Annotated in this window: 23 protein-coding genes and 1 tRNA gene; 19 read left to right on the top strand and 5 right to left on the bottom strand. The window is 54.1% G+C overall.

Annotation, left to right across the window (positions count from 1 at the left end):
- The first annotated feature begins 127 nt into the window (after window positions 1-127).
- The 3 genes from ACL9RI_RS18435 (at window position 128) to ACL9RI_RS18425 (ending at window position 6,850) form a co-directional block, all read left to right on the top strand.
- Window positions 128-2,338 carry a TonB-dependent receptor plug domain-containing protein gene (locus tag ACL9RI_RS18435; protein WP_422727962.1) on the top strand — a complete coding sequence of 737 codons (2,211 nt, stop codon included), beginning with the start codon at window positions 128-130 and terminating at the stop codon, window positions 2,336-2,338.
- Window positions 2,339-2,494: 156 nt separating this feature from the next.
- Window positions 2,495-4,570 (top strand): M13 family metallopeptidase, encoded by a 2,076-nt coding sequence (locus ACL9RI_RS18430; protein ID WP_422727961.1) that lies wholly within the window; start codon window positions 2,495-2,497, stop codon window positions 4,568-4,570.
- Between the two features lie 270 nt (window positions 4,571-4,840).
- Window positions 4,841-6,850: a M13 family metallopeptidase gene (locus ACL9RI_RS18425; RefSeq protein ID WP_422728126.1), complete on the top strand. Its 2,010-nt coding sequence runs from the start codon at window positions 4,841-4,843 to the stop codon at window positions 6,848-6,850.
- Between the two features lie 126 nt (window positions 6,851-6,976).
- Here ACL9RI_RS18425 and ACL9RI_RS18420 read toward each other — a convergent pair whose 3' ends face one another.
- Window positions 6,977-7,549 (bottom strand): c-type cytochrome, encoded by a 573-nt coding sequence (locus ACL9RI_RS18420; protein WP_422727960.1) that lies wholly within the window; start codon window positions 7,547-7,549, stop codon window positions 6,977-6,979.
- Window positions 7,550-7,746: 197 nt separating this feature from the next.
- Here ACL9RI_RS18420 and ACL9RI_RS18415 point away from each other — a divergent pair.
- Window positions 7,747-7,822: transfer RNA gene (locus ACL9RI_RS18415), tRNA-Arg, on the top strand.
- A 123-nt stretch (window positions 7,823-7,945) separates the two neighbouring features.
- Here ACL9RI_RS18415 and ACL9RI_RS18410 read toward each other — a convergent pair.
- A complete protein-coding gene (locus ACL9RI_RS18410) occupies window positions 7,946-8,578 on the bottom strand; it encodes a hypothetical protein (protein WP_422727959.1) in 633 nt (210 codons plus the stop codon).
- 393 nt (window positions 8,579-8,971) lie between these two features.
- Here ACL9RI_RS18410 and ACL9RI_RS18405 point away from each other — a divergent pair, with 393 nt between their 5' ends.
- The 10 genes from ACL9RI_RS18405 (at window position 8,972) to ACL9RI_RS18360 (ending at window position 18,324) form a co-directional block, all read left to right on the top strand.
- On the top strand, window positions 8,972-10,387 hold the full coding sequence (locus ACL9RI_RS18405) for a replication initiation factor domain-containing protein (protein WP_422727958.1): 1,416 nt from the start codon (window positions 8,972-8,974) through the stop codon (window positions 10,385-10,387).
- A gap of 25 nt (window positions 10,388-10,412) precedes the next feature.
- Window positions 10,413-10,748, top strand: coding sequence for a hypothetical protein (locus ACL9RI_RS18400; protein ID WP_422727957.1), 336 nt, complete (start codon window positions 10,413-10,415; stop codon window positions 10,746-10,748).
- A 414-nt stretch (window positions 10,749-11,162) separates the two neighbouring features.
- Window positions 11,163-11,387, top strand: a complete 225-nt coding sequence (locus ACL9RI_RS18395; protein WP_422727956.1) for a major coat protein — start codon at window positions 11,163-11,165, stop codon at window positions 11,385-11,387.
- Window positions 11,388-11,398: 11 nt separating this feature from the next.
- The gene (locus ACL9RI_RS18390) at window positions 11,399-12,850 is read left to right on the top strand and encodes a hypothetical protein (protein ID WP_422727955.1); all 1,452 of its coding nucleotides are present in this window, start codon (window positions 11,399-11,401) and stop codon (window positions 12,848-12,850) included.
- A gap of 9 nt (window positions 12,851-12,859) precedes the next feature.
- Window positions 12,860-13,189: a DUF5455 family protein gene (locus ACL9RI_RS18385; protein ID WP_422727954.1), complete on the top strand. Its 330-nt coding sequence runs from the start codon at window positions 12,860-12,862 to the stop codon at window positions 13,187-13,189.
- Window positions 13,190-13,194: 5 nt separating this feature from the next.
- Window positions 13,195-14,208, top strand: coding sequence for a zonular occludens toxin domain-containing protein (locus ACL9RI_RS18380; protein ID WP_422727953.1), 1,014 nt, complete (start codon window positions 13,195-13,197; stop codon window positions 14,206-14,208).
- Window position 14,209: 1 nt separating this feature from the next.
- A complete protein-coding gene (locus ACL9RI_RS18375; RefSeq protein WP_422727952.1) occupies window positions 14,210-15,454 on the top strand; it encodes a type II secretion system protein GspD in 1,245 nt (414 codons plus the stop codon).
- Between the two features lie 47 nt (window positions 15,455-15,501).
- A complete protein-coding gene (locus tag ACL9RI_RS18370; RefSeq protein ID WP_422727951.1) occupies window positions 15,502-15,801 on the top strand; it encodes a type II toxin-antitoxin system MqsA family antitoxin in 300 nt (99 codons plus the stop codon).
- A gap of 892 nt (window positions 15,802-16,693) precedes the next feature.
- Window positions 16,694-17,833, top strand: a complete 1,140-nt coding sequence (locus ACL9RI_RS18365; protein WP_422727950.1) for an AAA family ATPase — start codon at window positions 16,694-16,696, stop codon at window positions 17,831-17,833.
- A complete protein-coding gene (locus ACL9RI_RS18360; RefSeq protein WP_422727949.1) occupies window positions 17,830-18,324 on the top strand; it encodes a hypothetical protein in 495 nt (164 codons plus the stop codon). The genes ACL9RI_RS18365 and ACL9RI_RS18360 overlap by 4 nt, the downstream gene beginning before the upstream one ends.
- Before the next feature lie 6 nt (window positions 18,325-18,330).
- Here ACL9RI_RS18360 and ACL9RI_RS18355 read toward each other — a convergent pair whose 3' ends face one another.
- Window positions 18,331-19,308 carry a tyrosine-type recombinase/integrase gene (locus ACL9RI_RS18355; RefSeq protein ID WP_422727948.1) on the bottom strand — a complete coding sequence of 326 codons (978 nt, stop codon included), beginning with the start codon at window positions 19,306-19,308 and terminating at the stop codon, window positions 18,331-18,333.
- Between the two features lie 450 nt (window positions 19,309-19,758).
- Between ACL9RI_RS18355 and ACL9RI_RS18350 the strand changes: the two genes are divergently transcribed.
- Together ACL9RI_RS18350 and ACL9RI_RS18345 are read left to right on the top strand one after the other, a co-directional pair.
- Entirely contained in the window at window positions 19,759-20,223 is a 465-nt protein-coding gene (locus ACL9RI_RS18350) for a helix-turn-helix domain-containing protein (protein WP_422727947.1), read from the top strand.
- Window positions 20,223-20,801 (top strand): PIN domain-containing protein, encoded by a 579-nt coding sequence (locus ACL9RI_RS18345; RefSeq protein ID WP_422727946.1) that lies wholly within the window; start codon window positions 20,223-20,225, stop codon window positions 20,799-20,801. The genes ACL9RI_RS18350 and ACL9RI_RS18345 overlap by 1 nt, the downstream gene beginning before the upstream one ends.
- Before the next feature lie 162 nt (window positions 20,802-20,963).
- Here the strand turns inward: ACL9RI_RS18345 and ACL9RI_RS18340 are convergent, their stop codons facing one another.
- Complete coding sequence (locus ACL9RI_RS18340; RefSeq protein ID WP_422727945.1) at window positions 20,964-21,203, bottom strand: hypothetical protein; 240 nt, start codon at window positions 21,201-21,203, stop codon at window positions 20,964-20,966.
- Window positions 21,204-21,328: 125 nt separating this feature from the next.
- Window positions 21,329-22,237 (bottom strand): LysR family transcriptional regulator, encoded by a 909-nt coding sequence (locus tag ACL9RI_RS18335; RefSeq protein WP_422727944.1) that lies wholly within the window; start codon window positions 22,235-22,237, stop codon window positions 21,329-21,331.
- Between the two features lie 142 nt (window positions 22,238-22,379).
- On the opposite strand from ACL9RI_RS18335, the gene ACL9RI_RS18330 reads away from it, so the two are divergent.
- From ACL9RI_RS18330 to ACL9RI_RS18320, 3 genes are read left to right on the top strand one after another with little or no spacing between them, the layout of a single operon-like run.
- Window positions 22,380-23,150 carry an SDR family NAD(P)-dependent oxidoreductase gene (locus tag ACL9RI_RS18330; RefSeq protein ID WP_422727943.1) on the top strand — a complete coding sequence of 257 codons (771 nt, stop codon included), beginning with the start codon at window positions 22,380-22,382 and terminating at the stop codon, window positions 23,148-23,150.
- A 16-nt stretch (window positions 23,151-23,166) separates the two neighbouring features.
- Window positions 23,167-24,393, top strand: a complete 1,227-nt coding sequence (locus ACL9RI_RS18325; RefSeq protein ID WP_422727942.1) for an MFS transporter — start codon at window positions 23,167-23,169, stop codon at window positions 24,391-24,393.
- Between the two features lie 20 nt (window positions 24,394-24,413).
- A complete protein-coding gene (locus ACL9RI_RS18320; RefSeq protein WP_422727941.1) occupies window positions 24,414-25,277 on the top strand; it encodes an NAD(P)-dependent oxidoreductase in 864 nt (287 codons plus the stop codon).
- The last annotated feature ends 50 nt before the right edge of the window (window positions 25,278-25,327 follow it).

Genomic DNA, 25,327 nt, shown 5'->3' with positions numbered 1-25,327 from the left:
AATGTATCGTAAAGTAAAAAACGGCCACGCTGCCGGCCACGGCTGGGGCCGGGCACCTAGAATACGATTTTTACATTGCTGAAGCTACAACATCAGCCACAGCGTCACCTCCACTTGCACTGTCTCCATGAGTAAACTGATTTCCGCCGCCAGCCTGGCGCTGTTGAGTTCCACTGCGCTGATGGCGCCTGCCTTTGGTCAATCCCAGCCTGCCGACACCAGCGTGATGGTGCAAGACAAGGATGGCAAGGAGGTGCCGGCCGTCACCGTCAATGGCAGCCGCGCCAGCGACATGGATGAGCGGCGCCAGTCGACGGCGGGCAAGCAGGTGTATGGCCGCGAAGAACTGGACCGCAATGGCGACACCAGCCTGGGCGATGTGCTGAAACGCTTGCCGGGCGTGACCATGGGCGGCAAGCCTGGCCGCGGCGGTGAAATCCGCATGCGCGGCCTCGGTAGCGGCTACACGCAGGTGCTGCTCAATGGCGAGCGCCCGCCGGCCGGTTTTTCCATGGACTCGCTCTCGCCCGACCAGGTCGAGCGCATCGAAGTGATGCGCGGCCCGGTGGCCGAGAACAGCACGCGCGCCATCGCCGGCACCATCAATATCATCTTGCGCGACGGCTACCAGCAGCGCGATATCCAGTTAAAAGTCACCGACAGCATCGAAAAGGGCCGCCATGGCCCCAATCTGTCGCTGATGGTGCCGGGCAAGGTGGGTAGCCTGACCTATCTGCTGTCGGCGACCGTGTCGCAAAACCGCCAGCAAGACATCAACCGCACGCACAATTTCGATACCGAGCTGGCCGATGGCGTGCTGGAAAAAGACCAGCAGGTGCAGGATATCAGCATGCGCCGCTCCACCTCGCTGCACCTGACGCCGCGCCTGTCCTACAAGTTCGACGGCGGCGATACCTTGAACTTCCAGCCGTTTCTGATGAGCAACCGCAGCGATGGCGCCACCAGCAGCCTGCTGGACCAGTCGATCGGGCAAATCGCCCCTGAATACCACACTGCCGCCGGCAGCAGCACCTCGACCAGTACCTTTTTGCGCGGTTTCGGCAACTGGCTGCACAAGATGGACGGCGCGGCCAAGCTGGATGTGAAGTTTGGCTTTGGCAGCGGCAAGAGCGATAGCGACGCGGTGCGCAATCAATACGATGCCAGCGGCAAGCTGCTCGACAACTTCCTCGATACCGACAGCACGCGCGACCGCAGTGTCAATACGGGCGGCAAATACACTTCGCCCTTGGGCAAGGGCCATTTACTGGCGGCCGGCTGGGATGCGGAATGGGGCAAGCGCGAGCAGACCCGCGTGTCGCTGGACAATGGCTTGCCCGGTTTTGTCGATTCGGGCGACAACCTGACGGCCGAGACGCGCCGCCTGGCCCTGTTCGCCCAGGATGAATGGGATATCACGCCCCAGTGGGCCGCGTATTTCGGCTTGCGCTGGGAAGGTATCCGCACCCTCAGCGACCGCAGCAGCGGTACCGTCAGCAATACCAGCAGCGTCTGGAGCCCGTTGTTACACGGCGTATGGCGCATCCCCGGCCATGAAAAAGACCAGGTGCGCATGAGCTTGACGCGCAGCTACCGCGCGCCGGCCCTGAACGACCTGATCGCCCTGCCGTCGCTGTCGCGCCTGAACAGCGCCACGCGGCCTGACCGTACCGGCAATCCGAATCTGAAACCGGAACTGGCGACGGGGATTGATCTGGCCTACGAGCATTATCTGGGCCGCGCCGGCATCCTCAGCGTGAGCGGTTTTACGCGCCAGATCGATAATCTGATGCGCCGTGTAACCAGCCTGCAAAACACCTTGACGGGCCCGCGCTGGGTGTCCACGCCCACCAATATCGGCAATGCGCGCACCAGCGGCATCGAACTGGAAGCGAAGTTCCAGCTGGTGGAATTGCTGCCGAATGCGCCCGCCATCGATTTTCGCGCCAATTACAGCCGTTTCTGGTCGAACGTGGAAGGCATTCCCGGCCCTAACAACCGGCTCGACCAGCAGGCCAAGCAGACGGCCAACCTGGGCCTCGACTACCGCATCAGGGAAGTGCCGCTGACCCTGGGCGGCAGCTATAACTGGACGCCGGCCACCACCATCCAGACCAGCCTGACGGAAACCGTGTATGGCACGGCCAAGCGGGGACTCGATATGTATGGCTTGTGGAAATTCGATGCGCGCACGCAACTGCGCATTTCCGCCAGCAACCTGCTGCACGACGATTACATCAATGGCCGCGACGTGCTGACGAACGGCCTGCTGCAAAGCGCATTGACCACGTCGCCGACCAATACTGTCTGGAATATTCGACTGGAAACCAAGTTTTAATGTTTTTTTAAAGCAACAAAACCCCTGTATGCCAGGGGAGTCGGGGATGGTCAAGCCTGGACTTGACGTGCTACATTCCTGAAGCGCCGGGCGCGGCGGGCTACCCGCCCGACGCTATCCGCCCGATCTTTTTGACACGCCCCATAAGGACAATTCGTGAACCGTTACCTCTTGAGCAGCCTGACCCTGACCCTGTTGGCCGCATTTGCCAACGCCGCCGAACCGGCATCGACCACTGCCGCACCGACCGTTGCACCGACTGCTGCGCCAGCTGCGGCCGGCGCCATTTCCGGCATCGACGTGCAATACATCGACCCTGCCGTGCGCGTGCAGGACGATTTCTTTACCCACCTGAACGGCAAGTGGCTGGCCACGGCCGAAATCCCTGCCGACAAGTCGAGCTGGGGTTCGTTCGCCAAGCTGCGCGACGACACGACACCGCAATTGCGCGGCATCATCGAAGCCACGCAACAGGACAAGAACAAGAAGGCCGGTTCGGAAGCGCAAAAGATCGGCGACCTGTACGCCAGCTACATGGATGAGGCTCACCTCGAAGCGCTGGGCGTGAAACCGCTGACCGGCGAGCTGAACCGCATCCGCTCGCTGCGCGACAAGAAGGGTGTACCGGCCCTGATCGCCCACCTGGGCCAGGTTGGCGTGGCTACCCCGTACGCCGTGTACGTGGGCCAGGATGCGCGCGAGTCGACCAAATATGCTGCCTACGTCAGCCAAAGCGGCCTGGGCATGCCCGACCGCGACTACTACCTGGAAGCCAAGCAAGCTCCCGTGAAAGCCAAATACCAGGCGCACGTGGAAAAAATGCTGGCCATGGCCGGCGACAAGCACGCCGCTGCCCACGCCAAGGCCGTGGTGGACCTGGAAACTGCGCTGGCCGAAGTGCAATGGACCAAGGTCGAGAACCGCGACCCGATCAAGCGCTACAACAAGACCGAAGTGGCCAAGCTCAATGACTTGACGCCAGGCTACGACCTGAAAGCCGGCCTGGCCGCGTCTAGCATCGCCAGCAAGGTCGATTACGTCATCGTCAACCAGCCTAGCTATCTGGCCGGTTACAACAAGGTGCTGGCCGCCACCGACCTGGACACCCTGAAAGCCTACTTCGAATGGCACTTGCTGCGCAGCTACGCCAGCTACCTGTCGAAAAACTTCGTCGATGAAAGCTTTGCCTTCTACGGCACGACCCTGAGCGGCGTGACGGAAAACCAGCCGCGCTGGAAGCGTGGCGTGGGCGCGGTCGACAGCGTGCTGGGCGAAGCCGTGGGCAAACTGTATGTGGCGCAATACTTCCCGGCCGACCGCAAGGCGCACATGGAAGAACTGGTGAAAAACGTGCTGGCCGCCTACAAGCAAAGCATCGACACCCTGGACTGGATGAGTCCGGAAACCAAGAAAGAAGCGCAAATCAAGCTGGCCAAGTTCACGCCGAAGATCGGCTATCCAAACAAATGGCGTGATTACTCGAAACTGCAAATCGTGCAGGGCGACCTGGTGGGCAACATGATGCGCGCTGCCAATTTCGCTTCCGCACGCAATGTGGCCAAGCTGGGCAAACCGATCGACCGCGAAGAGTGGGGCATGACGCCGCAAACGGTGAACGCCTATTACAGCTCGACGATGAATGAAATCGTCTTCCCGGCGTCGATCTTGCAACCGCCATTCTTCGACGCCAAGGCGGACGACGCCGTCAACTATGGCGCCATCGGCGCCGTGATCGGCCATGAAATCAGCCACGGCTTCGACGACAAGGGCAGCCAGTCCGACGGCGACGGCAACCTGCGCGACTGGTGGACCCCGGAAGACCGCAAGAACTTCGCCGCCAAGACCGACGCGCTGACCAAGCAATACGATGGCTACAGCCCGCTGCCTGGCTACCACGTCAATGGCGCGCTGACCCTGGGCGAAAACATTGCCGACAATTCCGGCCTGGCGATTGCCTACAAAGCCTACAAGATCTCGCTGGGCGGCAAACCTGCCCCGGTGATTGACGGCTTGACGGGCGACCAGCGCTTCTACATGGGCTTTGGCCAGGTATGGCGCAGCAAGATGCGTGAAGCGCAACAAATCGTGCAAATCAAGACCGACCCGCACTCGCCAGGCCAGTACCGCGCTAACGGCACCATGGTCAACCAGCCTGGTTTCTACGAAGCGTTTGACGTGAAACCTGGCGACAAGATGTATGTCGCCCCGGAAAACCGCGTCATCATCTGGTAATGCGCTGCTGTGGTGCAAACCTTATGCAGAAATAGTATAAATATATGCACCTGAGCAAAAAAAAGACCACCTTGCGTGGTCTTTTTTTGCATTCCCAGAAAGTTCTTTCTTCCGTTCAATTGCTTATGCTACAGTCAAAAACCGGGCCAGAAGCCTGATGCGTTCTGACCCTGATATTTCATACAATAATTCCATACAATGTTGAGGACTACTGTGAATCGTTATCTGTTAAGTGCATTGACACTGAGTTTGCTCGCCGGCGTGTCCGGCATGGCCGGCGCCGCTGATGCGTCCAAGAAAGTTGTCGCCACTGCCGCCGTGCCAGCCACCCTGGCGTCCGGTATCGCCACCGAATACGTCGATCCAGCCGTGCGCGCCCAGGACGACCTGTTCCAGCACCTGAATGGCAAATGGCTGGCTGACACGGTCATTCCTGCCGACAAGTCGAGCTGGGGCAGCTTCGCCAAACTGGCAGATGACACCCAGACACAGTTGCGCGGCATCGTGGAAGGCGCCGCTGCCGACAAGAACCGCGCCGCCGGTTCGAATACGCAAAAAATCGGTGACTTCTATACCAGCTTCATGGATGAAGCCAAGCTGGAAAGCCTGGGCCTGACTCCCTTGAACGCCCAGTTGGCCAAGATTGCCGCCTTGAAAGATACCAGCGAACTGCCCGCCTTCATCGCCGAGTTCAGCAAGCTGGGCGTGAACTTGCCTTACGATTTCGGTATCCACCAAGACGCCAAGGATTCCACCAAGTACGTGGCCGACATCGGCCAAAGCGGCCTGGGCTTGCCTGACCGCGATTACTACCTGGAAGAAGGCAAGGCCGATACGCGCGCCAAATACCTGACCCACGTGGAAAAAATCCTCAGCCTGGCCGGCGACCAGAACGCTGCCGCCAACGCCAAGGCTATCCTGGCGCTGGAAACGGAACTGGCCAAAGTGCAATGGAGCAAGGTCGAGAACCGCGATCCCGTCAAGGCCTACAACAAGGTAGACCTGGCCAAGCTGGCCGACGTGGCGCCAGGTTTTGACTGGGCGACGTACCTGAAAGATACCGGTATCGCCGGCAAGGTCAGCTATGTGATCGTCAGCCAGCCCAGCTACCTGAAAGGCTTTGCCGAGATCGCCAACAAGACCCCGATCGCTACCTGGAAAGCGTATTTCCAATGGCAGTTGCTGCACGCGAATGCGAGCTACCTGCCAAAAGCCTTCGTCGATGAAAACTTCGCTTTCTATGGCACCACCCTGACGGGCGTGACGGAAATGCGGCCACGCTGGAAACGCGGCGTGAGCGCCGTCGAAGGCGCGCTGGGCGAAGCCGTCGGTCAACTGTACGTCGAGCAATATTTCCCGGCCGAGCGCAAAGTGCGCATGGAAGCGCTGGTGAAAAACCTGCTGACGGCGTACAAGCAAAGCATCGACAAGCTGGACTGGATGAGCCCGGCCACCAAGAAACAGGCGCAAATCAAGCTGTCCAAGTTCACCACCAAGATCGCTTACCCGAACAAATGGCGCGATTACTCGGCGCTGACGGTCACCCCGGACGACTTGATCGGCAACATCCAGCGTGCCAACCTGGTGTCGTACAACCGCGAACTGAACAAGCTGGGCCAACCGATCGACCGCGACGAATGGGGCATGACGCCACAGACAGTGAATGCTTACTACAATCCGGAGATGAATGAAATCGTCTTCCCGGCGTCGATCCTGCAAGCACCGTTCTTTGACGCCAACGCTGACGACGCCGTCAACTATGGCGCGATTGGCGCCGTGATCGGCCATGAAATCAGCCACGGCTTCGACGACCAGGGCGCGCAATATGACGGCGACGGCAACCTGCGTGACTGGTGGACCAAGGCGGACCATAAAAACTTCGCCGCGAAAACCAAGCAGCTGGTGGCCCAGTACAATGGCTTCAGCCCGGTCAAAGGTTATTTCGTCAATGGCGAGCTGACCCTGGGCGAAAACATCGCCGACAACTCGGGCCTGGCAATTGCCTACAAAGCCTACAAGCTGGCACTGCATGGCAAAAAAGCCCCGGTCATCGACGGCTTGACGGGCAACCAGCGCTTCTACAGCGGCTGGGCGCAAGTATGGCGCATGAAAATGCGGGAAGCGCAGCAACTGGTCTACCTGAAAACGGATCCGCATTCGCCTGGCCAGTTCCGCGTCAACGGCACCGTGCGCAACCAGCCTGGCTTCTACGAAGCGTTTGGCGTGAAACCGGGCGACAAGATGTACTTGCCACCGAAAGAGCGCGTCATCATGTGGTAATGCATCAATTGATGCTGTAAAGAAAAGCCGCCCCGCGCAAGCCGGGCGGCTTTTTTACGCTTGGTGAAAGTTTTTGAGGCGAAAAAAAACCGCCAGTGAAGGCGGTTTTTCCCATGGGCTGGAGACTTACTTGGCCGGGGTGGCTGCTGCTGCCGATGCCGATGCGCCCTCCGCTGCTGCGGCAGCGGGCGCCGGCACTTCCGGTTCCTTGAACTTGCCGCCCGACGCGTTGGCCATGTAGACCACGGCGCGCGCCACTTCCACATCGTCCAGGTCCGGATTGCCGCCCTTGGCCGGCATCGCGCGCAAGCCTTCGATGGCGTGTTTCAAGACCGTGTCATAGCCTTGCGCCAGGCGTGCCGTCCAGCTGGCCGCATCGCCAAACTTCGGCGCACCGGCCACGCCAGCGCCGTGGCAAGCCACGCACGTTGCCGTATAGACCGCTTCGCCGCTCAACAGCACTTTCGGGCCGCTGGCGTCCTTGAAGGTATACCCGCTATCGGCAACCGGGGCCAGGCGGGCTGCGATGGCGTCCGGCGACTGGCTGTCCGAACCGGCCCCCGTCAGTTTTTGGGTCGTGACAAATTGCACCAGCAAGATGATGCCGATGACGGTGACCAGGAAGAAACCGGCTACGGCGGCAAGCAATTGCTTAGGAGTTTTGATCGCTGATTGTTGTTCGTTATGTGCGTCGCTCATGATGTCCTTAATCCAGATTCGAAACGATGGCCTTGTACGGTAGCATTTTTACATGCCTGGATGTAAACCTTTATGAAACTCCCAATTATAGGCATAAAAAAAAGGCCATGACATGCAATTGCCCGCGATACGACAGTTTCCATAGACGTAGGTAAAGAAAAACGGTATCCTTCGCATCACTCCAAGTTTCCCCCTACGCGGCTGTAGCTCAGTGGATAGAGTATTGGCCTCCGAAGCCAAGGGTCGTGGGTTCGATCCCCGCCAGCCGCACCAGAATTTCCTATATAAATCAAGCATTTAGCTGTTGCATTTGTTTGCGATGTAATGCGTTATTTCGCATATTTTGGCACACTCACTGTGCCAAAATTGTGCCAGCGTTTACGGCGTCTGTTATAGCTATTTTTGTTGCTCTTTCTCTCGGCTCTTCAATATCAAATTTTGTAACGTATTCCACTCTTGACTCTGAAATTCCTTCCAGCGTTGTATTGAAGCGTTGTTTGTTGGATCTACCTCTATTTGCGATATTACTGATCCCAACAGCACCCACTGCGTGAAGTGTGGACGTGCTGAACATACCAACGCGATCATTTCCGTTGTTGGCTGTGTTTTTCCTAGAAAAACCGCCCTCCACTCCTCAGCTGTAATCTCATCTTTCGATCGCTCCTGGAGATAGGCGAAAAGCGAATCTCCTTTAGGGGATGCCCATTCGGCTATTACCCAGTTCAGTCGATCCCCCATTGTCTGTCCTTGCCAGCGTGTCGGAGGACTAGTCAAGAACGGGAAGTCCTCCTTGCTTGGTCTTTTCACGCCTTCCAGGACCCAACTTTCATCTTCCGGAAATTTTGTTATCCAAAATTCAATCAATGGTGAGGTTGCTTCTTGCTTTTTGTAGAAGAAATTCTTCCATCGGGATGCGGGAATACCGCTCGCCTCTTCCAGCAACCTAAATTTTCCTCGATCACCAAATCTATCTTCGATCTGCTGACGAAGACGTTCGCTCAACTCAACATCTTTGTTCGTTCTGGTCATTCGTCTTGTCCTTTATATGTGCGAATTGTGACGAGTTTGCGGTTATGTTGCAACGAAATGCAATACAGTGTATATTTCATACACCGTGTAGAAAATATACACCATTTAGATCGCTATTCACTTTCATATGAAATTAAACTTGTTGAGCGTAGATCAGTTGGCTGAGCTGATTCACAAGTCGCCTTCGAGCGTCCGTAGTGATGCTTCGCGTAATCCATCGACATTGCCTCCAATTTGCCGACTGCCTGGCAATAAGCGTTTGCTTTGGCGTATTGAGGATGTGTCCGCTTGGTTCGAAAAATTTGTCGTCAAGCCAGTAAGTGACAAGCCTGGGATGGCTGTGTGCTTAGACGTTAAGCGCCGTGGACGTCCTCGCAAGACCGAGGTATGTGCATGAGGCCGGTACGTAAGACCCTTATCAAGGGCAGTCGCAAGGAGCCGTTCAGCCCCTATGCAGAAGCATCCGGCTGTTCCACTCAGGCTCGCTCCGTTAAATCGCAGATTTACGGTGTCGGAAAACCTGCGGCCGCATGCGCCGACCGTTCCGTCAGCGCGCCAGCGCTGCCGGTGCGGATCGGTGCAGAGGCCGAAAGTGTAGGGTTAGTGCCGCAAATAGCGCATGTAAGCGCCGCCGGATGCCCCCCCATTAATAACATGGGGGAAAACTTAGAAAGCGCCGAATCTGAGGCCTGGTCGAGCATCTGTGACGAAGACTTGGGTGAAGTCGAGCTGGTAATGACCGATAGCGGAAAGATCAAGTCGGTGATGGTTCGTCGTCCATCAGCAGCTCAAACCTGCGTGATCGACTGGATCAATTTTTCGGTATTGGAAGATACCTGGTTCAAGACCGCACGCGAGCAGCTTATTTCTGATGATCAGATCATTGTTGAAGCCAGTCGGCAACTCGAAAAAATTTTCGGCTTTGGCATAACGGCCAATCGCGGTAAGGGCATGAATTTTTACCGTGACTCATGGGTCCTTGGAGACGATATGGGCTTCGTTTGCTTCGGGAGCCAGCGCTCGACAATGTTGATTACGTTGACTGGTCAGGGGTGCTTGAATGCCGTTGCCGGTTGGGAAAAGCGGCTATACGATTTCCTCACGAAAACTGCCATCCGACCGACTATTTCACGTATTGATTTGGCTCATGACGATCTTACCGGCGCATATCTGTCCGTACATTGGGCATATCAGCAGTGGTTGGATGGGGGCTTCAGCTTTAAAAAAGGAGGTCGTCCACCTGAAATTCAGAAGCATGGCAACTGGGACCGTTATAGCGGAAAGGGGCTCACTTTGGCGATTGGTATGAGAAGTTCCAGTAAATTTGCTCGCTTCTATGAAAAGGGCAAGAAAGAGGGCGACAAACTATCCCTGTGGTGCCGTTGCGAGATTGAGTTTAAAAGTACGAACACGATTATTCGCCCCGATGTGTTGCTGGATCCAAGCTCTTTTTTTGTCGGCGCATATCCATGCTTGGCAATGTTTGCCACTGTCGAAACGCCTGCCCGCATGGAAGTGAAGGCCCGCGCCCAGCACATCACGGTGGAAGACTCTATCGCTGTGACTAAGCGCCAGTACGGCAAATATATCCGTGTCTTTCGCGCGTTGTTTGGCGACAAGGAAACGCTCGATCTGATCACCAATGAAGACGAAAACGCTTTTCCAAAGCGGCTCAAACCGTTCCTCAGTTTTGCAGATACCGGACCAGCTCCCGTTCACGTCGAGCCGCCTCCGTATGTCCCATCATTTTTTCATTTTATTAACACCGTCCCATCTTTCGGCCTCAATGGGGAACACGGTTTTGCGTAGGCCATGAAAAACTTAAGGGTATCCAATGAAATTTAGCTCAACCATCAAAGTAACAGGCATGAAGTTCTCCAAAGGCAAGATGGATAACGGCACAGAATTTGACAGCACCAAGGTGTATGTCGAGACCGAGCTGGACAGCAGCAAAGACTCTGCCATGGGGACCGCGTGCGCCGAATACGGGCTGGGTAAATCAGATGAGTACCAGAAGTACAAGCACCTTGCTGATTCGCTTCCTTTCATGGCCATTGCTGAAATGGAGATTGTCACGAATGGCACAAAGCAAAAGACCATCGTTCATTCATTGAAGCCAATCGAGCCAGCGAAGCCTTCCGGCCATGGTGTCAAAAATGTGGCCGCATAGGCCGGAAGTAAAGTTCATCGTCCAGGACCGGGAATCAGCATTGTTTCTAATGCCTTGCAAAGGGGACGTGGCCTTCACCCCCTGGGCACATGAGGCGGGACGATTTGAGGGCCTTGCTGATGCGGTCGATACGGCCGCTCTGAATTGTCATGAGGGGTTTTTCGTGACCGAAGTTTTACCAGATATGGGATCTGCAGGGGGGATCCATGCTTTCTGATTATCCGATTCAGGATATCGCGCTGGTCGTGTCGTGCGTGGTTGTCTGGGCACTTGGCTTTCAGGCCGGGTTGAGTCTCAGATGACCGCGCAGGACGCAATTGAATTAGGCGGTTTATTGCTCGCTGTCTATGCCGGCGGTTTTTGTTGCGGCTTCATTGTCAACTATTTCCGCAGGTTTCTTGAGCAAATTTAAATATGGATAATTTTCAAATGAAAAACAAATTGATCGCTGGTTTTGTTCTGTCGATTGCTGCCGCTGGCTCTGCAATGGCTGAGGTACCCGCTGCTGTTGCGACTACGGTTGCATCGATTTCCGCAGATGGTAAGAGCATGTTCGACGCCGTGTTTCCTGTCGTTGGCGTCGTCATGGGCCTCATGGTAGTCCTCAAGCTGTTCAAACGTTTCACCGCTAAAATCTAAGGCGGTTCAATATGCGCGTGCCACTGTTCAGCAAAAAACGGCTAGTAGCCCTAGTCCTTTGTTTCGTTTTCGTAGCTCCATTGGCGCATGCGATTCTTCCGGCCTTCGCTGCGGCTTGGCTGATCAGTGGCACCAATATGCTCATTACCGACATTGTTATGGCCCAAATCGGGGTTATCAGCGGTTGGCTATGGTATGAGTGTAACGGTTTTACGTCTATCGGAGCCTGCAAGGCTACGACACCAGCGATTGATCCTGCTGCCGTCGATAACGCGTTCGGCAAAAAGCCCATCGTCGTTAAGCTTAACCCGGACTCCACTCGCAAGAATCCAGACACGAAAAAATGGGACAACCCGGCTAATGGGGGCCGTGATGCTACTCCTAAAGCCACGTTTCCACTGGCTGAAGCTTTGCCCGGAAATGGATCACTAGGTGCTGTTGCTAGTGCTGGAGTTGGCTCGTATCAGTACTCCCAAAATAATGGAACGACAGTTACACAGTATGACGTTATCCAGACATACCAGCCCGGCATGGTTCAGACTGCTGCCGATACTGCGGCGAAAAATAGCACGGCCTCGGCACATGTTGGTTGGTCGTGGTCTGGCGGATACTTCATATCGGCTAACGATTGGCGGGCTGTCTGGTACAAGACTGTCGCTACTCCCACATGTCCCGCAGGTTATACATTAACCGGCACTACCTGTAATTTAGCCAATGCTACTCAGGTGAAAAAGCCAGCAAGTACAACTTGCGAGGTTTTGTACAGCGCTGGTACTCAGACCTTTGATTTTGATTCCGCAAACCCCAATTGCGATGGCCTCAAGGAGTCGCTCGTATCCGGCAAAAAGCTCTCTTCGCCGTCGAATTCCACTGGGGAAAAGATGAGTGCTGAGCCCACTGCTAACGGAGGGTTCAACATTTGTCAGACCCAGCAGGACGGGTCTTGGAAATGTGTCCAGACTGGCCCGTACAATCCCGGCACTGGTGGCTACCCGGGACAGACGGGCACCAGTGGTACTGGTGGTACTCCTGGCGACACTGGAACCGGCACAGGTACAGGTTCCGGCACCGGAACGGGCACAGGCACAGGCACAGGCACAGGCACAGGCTCCTCGTCCGGCGGCTCATGTGGTGGTGCATCACAGGTTAAGTGCGGCATCGATGATTCCGGTCTGGATGGCAAGACCGCAGATACAGATACCTCAATTGCCGGTGTTCAGGCTGCACATGAAGGTGTGTTGGGGGCTATCCAATCTCACATGCCCACTGCTTTCAGTTGGAACTGGGCCATCCCAGTTCAGCCGGTTGCCTGTAGTGCGCTGTCGTACAACGTACTTGGCATGGCTTTCGTTATCGATTGGTGCAAGTACGTTCCTATGATGCAGCAGGCTATATCGTTTCTTGCCTACTGCTTCACCGCTTTGCATTTGTTCAAAATTGTCACGCGGCCAGCACGTCGCTAAGGAGTCATGATGCAGTTGCTCGGCAGTTTTTTTATCGGTCTTCTTGGTAGTCTTTTCGAATTCTTCGTTAAGTATCTTGGCAAGCGCCTATCGCTGGTGATCGCGGTAATTACCTTTCTTGGCGGACTGGCAGCAGCCTTCTTTACGGCCATCTTTGCCCTTATAACGACCGTCCAATATGCGATCAGTGACTATTCGATCTCATTCGCCATTGCTGTGCTCTGGCCCGCGCATGTCTCCGTTTGCATATCCGTCATTTTCAGCGCGGAGATAACTCGGTGGGTGTATGACCGCTCCACTTTCTATGTGGGACTTTTCTGGGAATCCGCAGGACGCTAACCACTATGGCCTTCTATATTGTTACAGGCATGCTCGGAAGCGGTAAGAGCTTGATATGCGTTTCGAAGATCAAAGAAGCGCTTCTGAATGGTCGCCGGGTCGCCACGAACCTTGACATCTTTGTTGAGAAAATGCTGCCGGTAGAGTGTCGCCGAATTTCGCTCACACGTCTTCCTGATTTACCCTCGCTGGCTGATCTCGATGCACTTGGGCGTGGCTCGGATTCGTTTGCTGATGAGGATAAATTCGGCATGATCGTGCTCGATGAGGCATCCGGCAGTTTCAATGCCCGTGAGTGGGCTGACAAGTCACGACAGGGGATGATCGACTGGCTTAAGCATGCGCGCAAGCTTCGCTGGCACGTGTATATCATCGTGCAGACTGAGGGCATGCTCGACAAGCAGATACGCGACGCATTCGGTGAGCATCTGGTTACCTGCAAGCGCATGGACCGACTTGCTATCCCAGTCGTTGGGCTGCTTGGCAAGCTTGCCGGCTTCAATATTCGACCGCCGAAAGTTCATGTCGGTATTGTTCGGTATGGCCTTGGCCAGCGTGACCCCATCGTTGACCGCTGGTTCTTCCGTGGCACCGGGCTGTACAAGGCATACGACACTGAGCAGAAATTCGATGCCGCTACGTCGCCTGGACGATTCTCGTATTTGGCGCCTTACTCTCTCGTTGGACACTCAATGAACAAATTCCAAATCGCGAAAGCCATCGCCGCCACCTACGTTGGGTCTGCTCTTGTCATCGGCGCATTGTTCAGCTGGTCGGCCAGTTGGTGGCTTTATAAGGGGAGCCAAAATGATCTTATCAAGCACGGCTCCGCCACGTTAAACCAGTTCAAAGCGGGCGACGTTGACAACTCGATTTCGATCGATGGCGTGATGTTTTTCAATAACGTTGTTGTGGCGTACCTCAGCGATGGCCGGGTGATACGTACTACCGACTTCGCGAGGGACGACGGGGGCATTCGTGTCAAGGTCGGCTCTAAATGGATTTACAAAAAGGACTGATATGAAAAATTTCATTGCGGCTGCTGTGTTCGCCATGACAGCCTTGTCGGTAACCGCCAAGCCCATCGCGTTTAACTTCTCTAGGGTGGATCTCAACAAGTTTCTCGACGCAACCTATGGCGAGGTGCTTCACAAGAACTACGTTCAGACACCAGAGCTGATGGCTCAGGGCAAGAAGGTATCTGTGCGTATTTCTGTCGAGGAATCCGAATTGTTATCCTTCCTCGTCGGCTTTCTCGATCAGCTTGGTGTAGAGCAGCGTGAAACTGGCGGTGTCGTCTATCTCGCCCCTAAGTCGTTAGCAGCCCCTCAGGCTCTGCAAGTTAGCTCGCCACCCGCTATGCCAGTCGACCTTAATTCTCCGCTGCCAGTAGCGTTCGGTGGCTTGCAACCAGTATCCACTGCTCTTCTTGTTAGAAAAGATTACGAGGTATACACGCCTGTGGCGCGTACAGGGGAGTTCATCTGTGCGTTTGTTGGCGCGATGTTCTCCCCCGGCGCCTGCCACGTTTCCGGACCTGTGGTCGTCCTCAAGCTTGATACTGAGGACATGGACAAACTGCATCCGCTTCTTGAAAAAATCGACACTGTTGCTGGTCGCGTTAAGATCAATGCTACGTTTGTAGAGGTGACCAGCACCGGTCGTGATGGCTTCGGAATGTCGGTTCTTGCTAACGTTCTCGGTTCGCAGTTGGGCGTCACTCTTGGGACTCCATCTTCGGCTGCTGCTATCTCGCTCAAAGGTACGAATTTTTCGGCTGTTATTGACGCCATCAAACGTGACAGTCGATTCAAACAGATCGCAGCCCCGTCGGGTGCAGTCTACTCTGGTGAGCGATTCAGTATCGTAACTGGCGAGGATGTTCCGACCCTCGGCGATATCCAGCTGGACAACAAGGGCAACACTTCTCAGGCAGTTGTCTATCGCCCATCCGGCGTTATCCTCGATGTAGTTCCACGTGTTGTACGTGGCCCAAACGGTTCACGTGTTGAGGCCGTTATCAAGGCGCAGGTGTCTTCGTTCGTCGCTACGACCAACGGTGTCAACGGTAGTCCTACACTCAGCAAGCGCGAAGTTCAGACCGTCCAGTTGCTTGACGATGGTGAGGTAGTTGTACTGGGTGGACTTAACACCTCGAAGACGACAAATTCTACGGCAACATTCCTGGGCCTTCCGTTCGGACATGGCCATCAGGCTGATTCGACGGAGTTGTTGCTAATCCTGACAGCGTCAGTTGATCGATAACCTAACTCACTTTCGCGCGCGAAAGTGAAAATTAAAAGGAGCTGGTAATGGCATGCAAGCAGACTAGGAGGTATGACGGGCCGAAAAAGGCTCAATTTTTTACGTGCGAAACTACAGACATGATGTGTCCGTCATGTGGGTGCGCGGTCCTAGTGCCAGGCACAAGAGATTGGCGATACGAGTGGGATGGATATGAAACCTTGATTCCTGCCGTAAAGGGGGTATTTTGCCCAGCATGTAATGATGTTGTGACGTGTGATGAGCATAGTGTGCGTCTTGAGGACCTTATGCTTGTGTTTCGGAAGGGGGTTGTTGAAGGGCGGCGCAAGCCATCCGGTTACTTCTAAACTGACTTTGCTCATTGCTTCGTTTTTTAAATGAGGCATATAGAGCCAGGTGGCTTGAGAATGTCTCCGTGATGACGGGTAAGGCCATGTGGAAGACATTTTCAGCTTTAAACAAGACTTATAGTATGAAAAATCGTGCCCGAAAAAAGCTGCTTTCTGTGCGTCGTAAGTTGAGGCCTCAGTTCGTGACTTATGATGGGGGCGGGGAGTTGGAAATTACGGGCAGCGGTGACGCTATCATCCAGCGCCCTGTTCGCCCGAGTTGGTCATCGCTGGCTGAATTACCCAAGGCTGATGCGGACTTTCTGCAAGAGTGTCAGAGCGTTATCAGCGATAAATGCAGGTTCGATTTGTGACTAGGTACATCCTGGATACCCTTGCATTTATGACTTTTTATTTAAGTATTACTATTTTCGTTGCGCGCGACTTATTTCTGCTTGCCGATCTACAGTATGTTCACCGGAAAAGGGCGATTTGAGGCCCGCGAGGGCTGGAGCGAAGCGGAACCCTTTTGTCTCACGGTGGCATGTAGGAGCGTTTTGGCCGGTCGTCCCGGCCAGCGACGATGCCAGCCGCCTCTGGCTTGAGGATAGCGTATGCCTTGTCGGACGTGCATCACATTAGTTGGTAACGTTGAGGGCAACGCATTGCAACTTGAACTTAAGCGTCTTCCCAGAACCGTCTATCTTTCTGGGTCTTGGCCTCGGTGCGAGCTCGACAAAGATGTCCATAGTGGTGAGTTTGACCTAAATCACTCATGGTAAGTGCAAAAAAATGCAATATATTGACATTTTAGTCCATGCATGGCAGCTTATTTTCGGTTAGAATGAAAATTATGTTTTTCGTCAAAATAGACGAAAAACCCTGTTTTGGTATGTCCTTTGGAGCTTAAATGTTATTGGAATTTGGAATTAAAAACTTCTTTTCTTTTAAAGAAGGTGCGAATATATCTTTTAGATTGGATGCTAACTGCCCTGCGTCTATTTCTAATGGGAAAAATTTTGCTACTTTGCTTTGCATAAAAGGAGCGAATGGTTCCGGAAAAACGCAGGTATTAAAAGGATTATCATTCCTTTCCCATTTTTGTACTGATTCTTTTTCTACTAAGCCAGATGGACCAACCGGCGTACTTCCGTTTTTTGATAGCACTGAACCTAGCGAGTTTTATGCAGAGTTTTCAATCGGTTCTGAAATTTATCGATATGAGCTTGCTACAACGGAACATGAAGTAAAGCGAGAAGCAATTTACCGGACCCGATCAAAAAAAGTAAAAATATTAGAGAGGGTTAATAATTCAATCTCTATGAGAATAAATTCTCTAAGTGGTCTTGATAATGTAAAATTGAGAAAAAATGCATCAATAATTTCTACTTCCTATCAATATGAATTGCCGCAGTTGGAAGAGGTCTACATGTTTTTCCGGGCGATAATTACGAACGTTTCTTTTTCTGGATTGCACGAAGAGCCTATAAATGTTGCTGATATTTCTAAGTATTTGAGTGAAGATAAGGATGTTTTCGATTTTGTAAAAGATTTTATTATGGATTGTGATATTGGAATTAGTGATATTGAAATTCATAGTTTTAAAAACAAAAGTGGAAATGATGAAATGTTTCCAATGTTTTTTCATGAGGTAAATGGAGTCCCACATATAATTTCAGATTTGACGGAATCTAGTGGGACCAAAAGTTTGTTTAGGCGTCTTTCAATGTATAAAGACATTCTTCGTGTAGGAGGTGTTTTGGCATTGGATGAGTTTGATTTGAATCTCCATCCTCATATTTTGCCTAAATTATTAAATCTTTTTTCTGATTCAGACATAAATGTTCACAACGCACAATTGATTTTCTCTACGCATGATTCGGCAATACTAAACTATTTAGGGCGCTATCGATCATATCTTGTTGCTAAGGATAATAATGAGAGTTACGTCTATCGACTTGATGAGATTCCTGGAGACATTTTGCGTAATGATAGACCAATAAGTCCCATCTACAATGAAGGTCGAATTGGAGGCGTGCCGAGGGTATGAGCGGATTTGATAATAATAAAAAGGGAAGTTTCCTTGCCACAATACCCGTTGCAAGCATTGAACTGGACGACGATACATTAACTAAGCGGTGTAAATTTAATTTTTCATATTTTTATAAACAACAGGCAAGTCAGTCATTTGATGAATGGGATCATGGTCAGCTGATTAAGTTGTTTGAAAAAATAAAAGATTATTCGAATGATTCTCTAAATCATTGGCGAAAACAGCCAATCGGAAAAAAATCTGGTCATGTTCTTGAAGTTTATGGTGCATTTCCAAGCAACAGTGATTTTACTTTGCCTAAACATGTCCCTCATCAGGCGCAATGGGGTAGATTTCGATTGGAGTCAGCTGTTAGATTAGTGGGATTTGTATTGCCTTCAGATTATAATAATAAATTTCATTCGTGCGGAGAACGATATGATTGCAATACTTTCTATGTGGTTTTTTTAGATAAAGAGCATGCTTTTTATAAAATGGAAAGAAAGTAATTTGCCTTATATTTTTTTGGCTAAATCTTCAGCTCGCAGATGAGTATATCGCTTAAGCATATCTAAAGTTTTATGACCTGTTATTGTTGCAACCTCCATGACATTCAAGCCTTTTTCAAATAGTCGACTAGTTGCCTCATGGCGCAAGTCATGGAATCTTAGCCCAACGATGTTTGCACGGTGAGGTTTACAAGCCCTTTCAAATGCTTGACTTATAGATTCAGCTCGCAAAGAAAAAATATTTCCTTCACTTTTTATTCCAAAGTCTTTTAGCACGATGATCGCAGCTTCTGATAAAGGAACAGTACGAGGTACATCTGTTTTTGTCTTAGGTAAATATGCTGTTTTTTTAGTTAGATTAATTTCATTCCAAGACAACGATGCCAGTTCACTTCGGCGCATACCTGTTTCGACAGCCAGAGTAACAATCGTTCGCAATTCTACCGAGCTTGTAGCTTCCAGAATTTTTGTAAGCTCTTCTTCCGTTACCCTACGATCTCGGCCATGAGGCTTAGCTGGCTTGCGTACTTGGGTCGTTGGTAAGCCTCCAGGAAGAGCGATACCCCAATCCATTGTGGCGGTTTTAAGAACCCTGTTAAGTAGATTGATTTCGTGAATTACCGATTGCGGCCCGACGACCTTCAAGCGTTGGTCACGAAACCTTGCGACCTGTGTTGAGTTCAAGCTGGCCAGACGATAATCTCCAAATGCCTCAATCAATGTTTTGATGCGAGACTTGTCAGACTGTTCGCTGCGCTTGGTCGGTAATACTTCCGTGGCGAATCGTTGCAGCACGTCTTTGACCAGTGTCGCCTCGGCTTCAGTGCGAGATACGAACACGCCTCGCTCCATTTCGGACTCGATGATGGTTGCCCAGCGTTTTGCATCTATTTCTTTGGTAAAGGTCTTGGTTTGGATTGGGTAGCCGCGCTTGCGAATTTGTACGTGGTACTGACCCTCACCTTTTTTGCGGATAGTTGGCATGAGATTTGTTGGTAACGTTGAAATGGGGCAGCAGTGTGCCAAAATTGTGCCAACAAATGCAAAAAAACTCGCTAATCCGCATAGAGCCTAGTACTATTTTGGGCCTCCGAAGCCAAGGGTCGTGGGTTCGATCCCCGCCAGCCGCACCAGCATTCCTCAATAAATCAACTGTTTACCATTGCACGGTGCTGCGCTGTTGCGCGGGTATCTGCACATATTCGTGCCATTGCTGTGCCAATCAGCCGGTTTGGCGGGCCTGATGCTCACTATGCTTGCCCCTTTTTCCTGACGCGCGTTGCAACTGGCATAGCAGTGCATGACGGTATATCGTTTCGGTTACGGAACGAGGTTGCGTTTATTTCGTTTGTTTCGCATAATACGTTTACAATGGCTTCAAGCCAGGCATCAGGACGGCTCATTGCTATCAGTCCTGAAAATGAGGAGAAAGTCATGTCGACCGTCATGGATAGGTTGGACAACAAGGAAGATGTCGAGCTTGCTAAAGCGGCTCAGCGCTGTATCGTCAGTGCATTGGATCATGCGCGTGCGGTCAATATTGCCATCGTTGAGGATGGCGTCGAGAGAGTGGAAGACTCGCCCTTGCTCAAGCTGCCGCCCAAGGTGTTGCGTTTGTTTGCCGATTTGCTGGGGGCCATGGCTCAAGGCAAAGCAGTGGCGATCATGCCGAAAGAAATGGATCTGACGACCCAGGAAGCAGCCATGTTCTTGCAGGTGTCCCGGCCTTATCTGGTCCGGCTACTGGATGAAGGAAAAATGCCTTTTCATAAGGTTGGCACGCATCGACGCATCCGCTTTGAGGATGTCGTCACCTATAAGGAAGCGCGTCAGGCATCGGCACACCGAGCGCTGCAAGAATTGGTTGACCAAGCACAGGAACTTGATATGGGCTACTGATGGCTGGAAGTTATCGGTATACGGCAGTGCTGGATGCTTGTGTTTTGTATCCAGCCCCCTTGCGTGACTTGCTTCTGAGTTTAGCGTCAGAAGGAATTTTTCGCGCCCGCTGGACCGAGACCATCCATGCAGAATGGACACGCAATTTACTGAGAAAGCGGCCTGATTTACACCCGGATAGCTTGGACAGAACGGTTGCCTTGATGAACGAGGCGGTAGATGATTGTCTAGTACATAATTACGAATACCTGATCGACTCTTTGGTATTGCCTGATCCTGATGACCGCCATGTCCTGGCCAGCGCGATTGTTGGCCATGCTGATGCCATTGTGACCTTCAACCTGAAAGATTTTCCAGAGGCGGCTGTTTCGCAGCATGGTATCGAGATACTCCATCCCGATGACTTTCTGATTGCTCAGTACGATCTCAATCCGATTGGGATGTTGAGTATTGTCAAAGCATATCGTGAGCGGCTAAGAAAGCCCCCCAAATCGGTTGATGAGTTCATCACTACTTGTGAGCAGCAAGGGTTGCCACAGCTGTGTGCCGTGTTGCGCCAGGCTGTTGATTTGATTTGATTTTTAATGGCAGTTCATTCCACGTCAGTCTTGCCGTTTTCTTCTCATCACTTCACCAAATTCTCCACAAAACTTTCATTCGGGCGATTGCACCGCGTGGTCGTAAGCTTCTTTGATTGCGCTTGAAAGCCTGTGGCTCATTTGTGAACCACAGGCAAAAACTCACTTCTTGTTTCGTTGGGCTAAAGTTGATCCGGCAGCACTTTTTGCCGCAGCACTGGTTCGACCATCTCGAAGGACGATTGACGCCGCGGTTGCAGCTTTTGCAGAGGTAACTTTTGCTGGTGCAACTTGAGCCAGCGCACTGCCTGCGCTTGATTTGGAGTTTGAACCAGTGGATTTGCTTTGAAGTACGGAGGATGCGCTGCTAGCGACCTTGCTCCCTGTTACTTTATTTGACATGCCTTACTCCTTACACGATGTGATACCAGTTAAGAGGGGATGCTGCTGCTAGATTGTAGCTTATTTAACTGTATTTAAATACAGTGTTTTTTTATCCGAATACATTTTCTTGCCAGCTCGCATCTTCACCGCACCAGACTTTCCACAAAATCCAGCAACGCCCGCGTCTTGGCCGGCACATGATGCCGCGACGGGTAGTAGGCGTACAGGGGGAAGCGGTGGTCGGGCCAGTCGGGAAAGAGGCGGATCAGCTGTCCTGACGTGATGTATTGCTCGAGACCCAGTTCGAATAGCTGGGCGATGCCCAGGCCAGCCAGGCAGGTGCTGTAGAGGGTGCCGGGGTCGTTGACGGTGAGGGCGCCTTGCGGTTTGACGATCAGCTTTTTCTTGCGCTGATGAAATTCCCACGGGAAAGGCCTGCCAGTCACCGGTTCGCGGAACAGGATGCAGCGGTGCTGTCCGTTTTCCAGTTCGGTGGGGTCCACTGGATGGCCGTAGCGCTCCAGGTAGGCGGGCGCGGCCATGGCGAAGACGCGCGTGTCGAACAGTTTCCGTGCCACCAGCGAGGACGGTTGCGGGTGGCCGAAGCGCAGCGCCACGTCGAAGCCGTCGGCCACCAGGTCGCCCAGGTCTTCACGGGTGCGCAGTTCGATATCGAGTTCCGGGTGGCTGTCCATGAAGGCGCCCAGCCGTGGCCCCAGGATGAAGCGGGCAAACAGCGGGTCGATATTGATGCGCAGCCGTCCCTGTACCTTGCGCACATGGCTGGCAGCGCTGCCGGTAGCCTCGCTGAGCGCGGCCAGCAGGGGCATGACTTGCTCATAGAAATGGCGGCCCTCGTCCGTCAGCCGCACCGAGCGCGTGGTGCGCTCGAAAATGCGGATGCCCAGCCGCGCTTCCAGGCGGGCGACGGCCCGGCTCACGCCTGATTGCGACATGTCCAGCACTTCGGCGGCGCCGTTAAAGCTGCGCGTGTCGACCACTGCCGCCATGCCGTCCACGCCCTCCAGCAGCTGGGAACTGAGCGCCCTCATTCTTGCCTCTCGCGCATAAATGTAATGCCTTTCATGTTATCGCTATTCCATCTTCACGCTCCCATAATACTTCCAACGCGGCGCCTTCTGACTTTCGGATTGACATGTCGCCACCTTGAAACGGACAGATTGGAGTTAAAAAATGGCACGTATTCTTATCACGGGATCTTCTGACGGACTGGGCCAGATGGCTGCACGGCAACTGGTCGCCGAAGGCCACCAGGTCGTGTTGCACGCCCGCAATGCAGCACGTGCAGAGCACGCCATGGCGCAGGTGCCGGGCGCCGACACGGTGCTGGCGGGCGATTTGGCCAGCATCGCCGAAACCACGGCGCTGGCCGCGCGCATCAATGCACTGGGCGCTTTTGACGCGATGATCCATAACGCGGCCGTTGGTTATCAGGAACCCAAGCGGATTGCCACCGTCGATGGCTTGCCGCACGTATTTGCCGTCAACGCGCTGGCGCCCTACATCCTGACGGCGCTGGTGACGCCGCCGAAACGGCTGGTCTACATCAGCTCGAAGCTGCATCAGCATGGCGATATTTCGCTGGATGACCTGGCCTGGGAAAAGCGGCCATGGGATGGCACCCAGGCGTACTCCGATTCCAAGCTGCACAACCTGCTGCTGGCGTTTGCCGTGGCGCGCCGCTGGCCCGGCGTGCTGTCGAACAGCCTGGAACCGGGCTGGGTAGCTACCAAGATGGGCGGCGCCAGTGCTCCCGATGACCTGAACCTGGCGCCGCGTACGCAGGCCTGGCTGGCTGCCGGCACCGATCCTGCCACACAGGTGACGGGCGGCTACTTTTACCATCAACGGCCTGCCGGAGCGCTGCAGGCAGCGCGCGATATGGCCATCCAGGAACGTTTTCTCTCGGCTTGCGCGCGCTTGTCCGGCGTGGCGATGCCTTAATTTTATCGGGATATCTATGCAATCGACGACCACCCATACTTCAATCCCTGCGCCGCATGCGCAGGGTGCCAAGACGTCCAGGGCGCGCAGCGCCGCCGCCGTGAGCGCGCTCAGCCTGGGCTGTTTTACTTTTGTCAGCACCGAACTGATGCCCGTGGGCGTGCTGCCTTCGATGGCCGAGGGTTTGCACGTTTCACTGGGCCAGGCAGGCTACCTGGTGATGGGCTTTGCCTTCATGGTGGCGCTTACGGCCGCGCCATTGACGAGCATGTTGAGTTCCGTCAACCGCAAGCTGTTGATGGCTGCACTGCTGGCAGTCTGCTGCCTGGGCAACCTGGCTACCTATCTGGCGCCCAGCTACTTCATCGTGCTGATCGGTCGCATGCTGGTGGCTGCCGCCATTGGCGTCTTCTGGTCGACCGCCGTGGTGACGGCCGTGCATCTGGTTGCCGCCCGGCATGCGGTACGCGCCACATCGATCGTCTTCGGCGGCGTGTCTCTGGCTGCCGTACTCGGCATTCCCGCCGGCACGATTTTAGGTGAGCACCAAGGCTGGCGCGCCGTTTTTGCTGCGCTGAGTGTGCTGAGCTTGCTGGTGTTTGCCGTGATCGCCTGGTCCGTGCCTGCTGTCAAGATTGCCAAGTCTTCCACGCGCGGCGCGATGTCGGCCATCCTCAAGGATGGTCGCTTGCTGGCCGTATTTGCGACGACGGCGCTGATTGTGACGGGCAACTTCCTGGCCTACACCTATATTGCACCGTATCTGGAACAGGTCGCGGGACAGACTGCCAGCCAGATCAGCGTGATGCTGCTGGTCTACGGCGGCGCTGGCGTGATCACCAATTTTGCCATTGCACCGTTTGCCGCCAAGTCGCTGCGGACTTGCCTGGTGATCGTGACGGCCCTGCTTGCCGTCAGCCTGGTCGCGATGAATATGGCGGTAAGCAGCTATGGCGCCATGCTGGCCACGCTGGCGGTATGGGGCGCGGCCTATGGCGCATTGCCGGTATTGTTGCAAACCATGGTGTTCAAGCAGGCGTCCAGGATAGAGGGCGGTGAAGACGCCGCAACCTCGATCAATGTGGCCGTGTTTAACGCGGCGATTGGCCTGGGCGCATGGATCGGCGGACTGATCATTAACAGTGCAGGAGCGGCGCCGATTCCCGGTGTCTCTGCCTGCTTTATCCTGGCGGGGTTGATCGTGGTGATCGCTACCCGCCAGCGCACATCGCGCCAAGGTTGATATTTTTCAAGGAGAACACAATGAGCAAGATTACCGTACTGGGCCTGGGCGCGATGGGGTCGCGCATGGCGGCCAACCTGCTGAAGGCTGGCCATACGCTGACCGTCTGGAACCGCACGCCGCAGGCGGCAGCCTCCCTGGTTGCAGCGGGTGCGCGGCAGGCGGCGACACCGCGGGCAGCGGTGGCGGGCGCCGACTTTGTGCTGGCCATGCTGCGTGACGATGCCGCCTCGCGCCAGGTCTGGCTCGATGCCGAGCACGGTGCGCTGGCCGGCATGGCGGCGGGTACGGTCGCCATCGAAAGTTCGACCGTGACGCCAGGCTGGATCCGCGAACTGGGTGCGCAGGCCGCCGAACAGGGCGTCGAGTTGCTGGAAGCGCCGGTGGCCGGTTCCCGCCCGCAGGCCGAAGCGGGGTTATTGATTTTCCTGGCCGGTGGCGAGGCGGCGACCCTGGAGCGTTGCCAGCCCTTGCTCAAGGCCATGGGCGGCGCCGTGCATCTGGTGGGACCGCTCGGCAATGGCGCCTTGACCAAGCTGTCCACCAACGCCTTGCTGGGGATACAGGTGACGGCATTGGCCGAAGTGATTGGTTTGCTCAAGCGCAATGGTGCGGACGTGGATGCGGCCTTGAAAGCGATTGCGGCCACGCCGGTATGGGCGCCCGTCAACAACTATCTGGTCTCGACCATGCTCACCGGGAATTTCGCCCCGCAATTTCCGATTGCCCTGATCGAAAAAGATTTCGGCTATGCCGTTGCGGCGGCGGGCGATGGCGACACCATCCCCACGATTGCGGCCGCGCATGGCGTCTTCCAGCAAGCCATCGAGCAGGGGCTGGGCGAAATCAATATGACGGGCGTGGTGCAATTATTTGACAAATAATTAAATTTTCATGGCCGCAAGGTCTTGGTTTATGGTATTTCTAGCCATTC

Origin of the sequence: Janthinobacterium sp. Mn2066 (assembly GCF_049319705.1) — a bacterium.
GTDB lineage: Bacteria > Pseudomonadota > Gammaproteobacteria > Burkholderiales > Burkholderiaceae_D > Janthinobacterium.
Note: the sequence above shows the minus strand (reverse complement) of the source record. Positions and strands in the feature narration are given on the sequence as shown.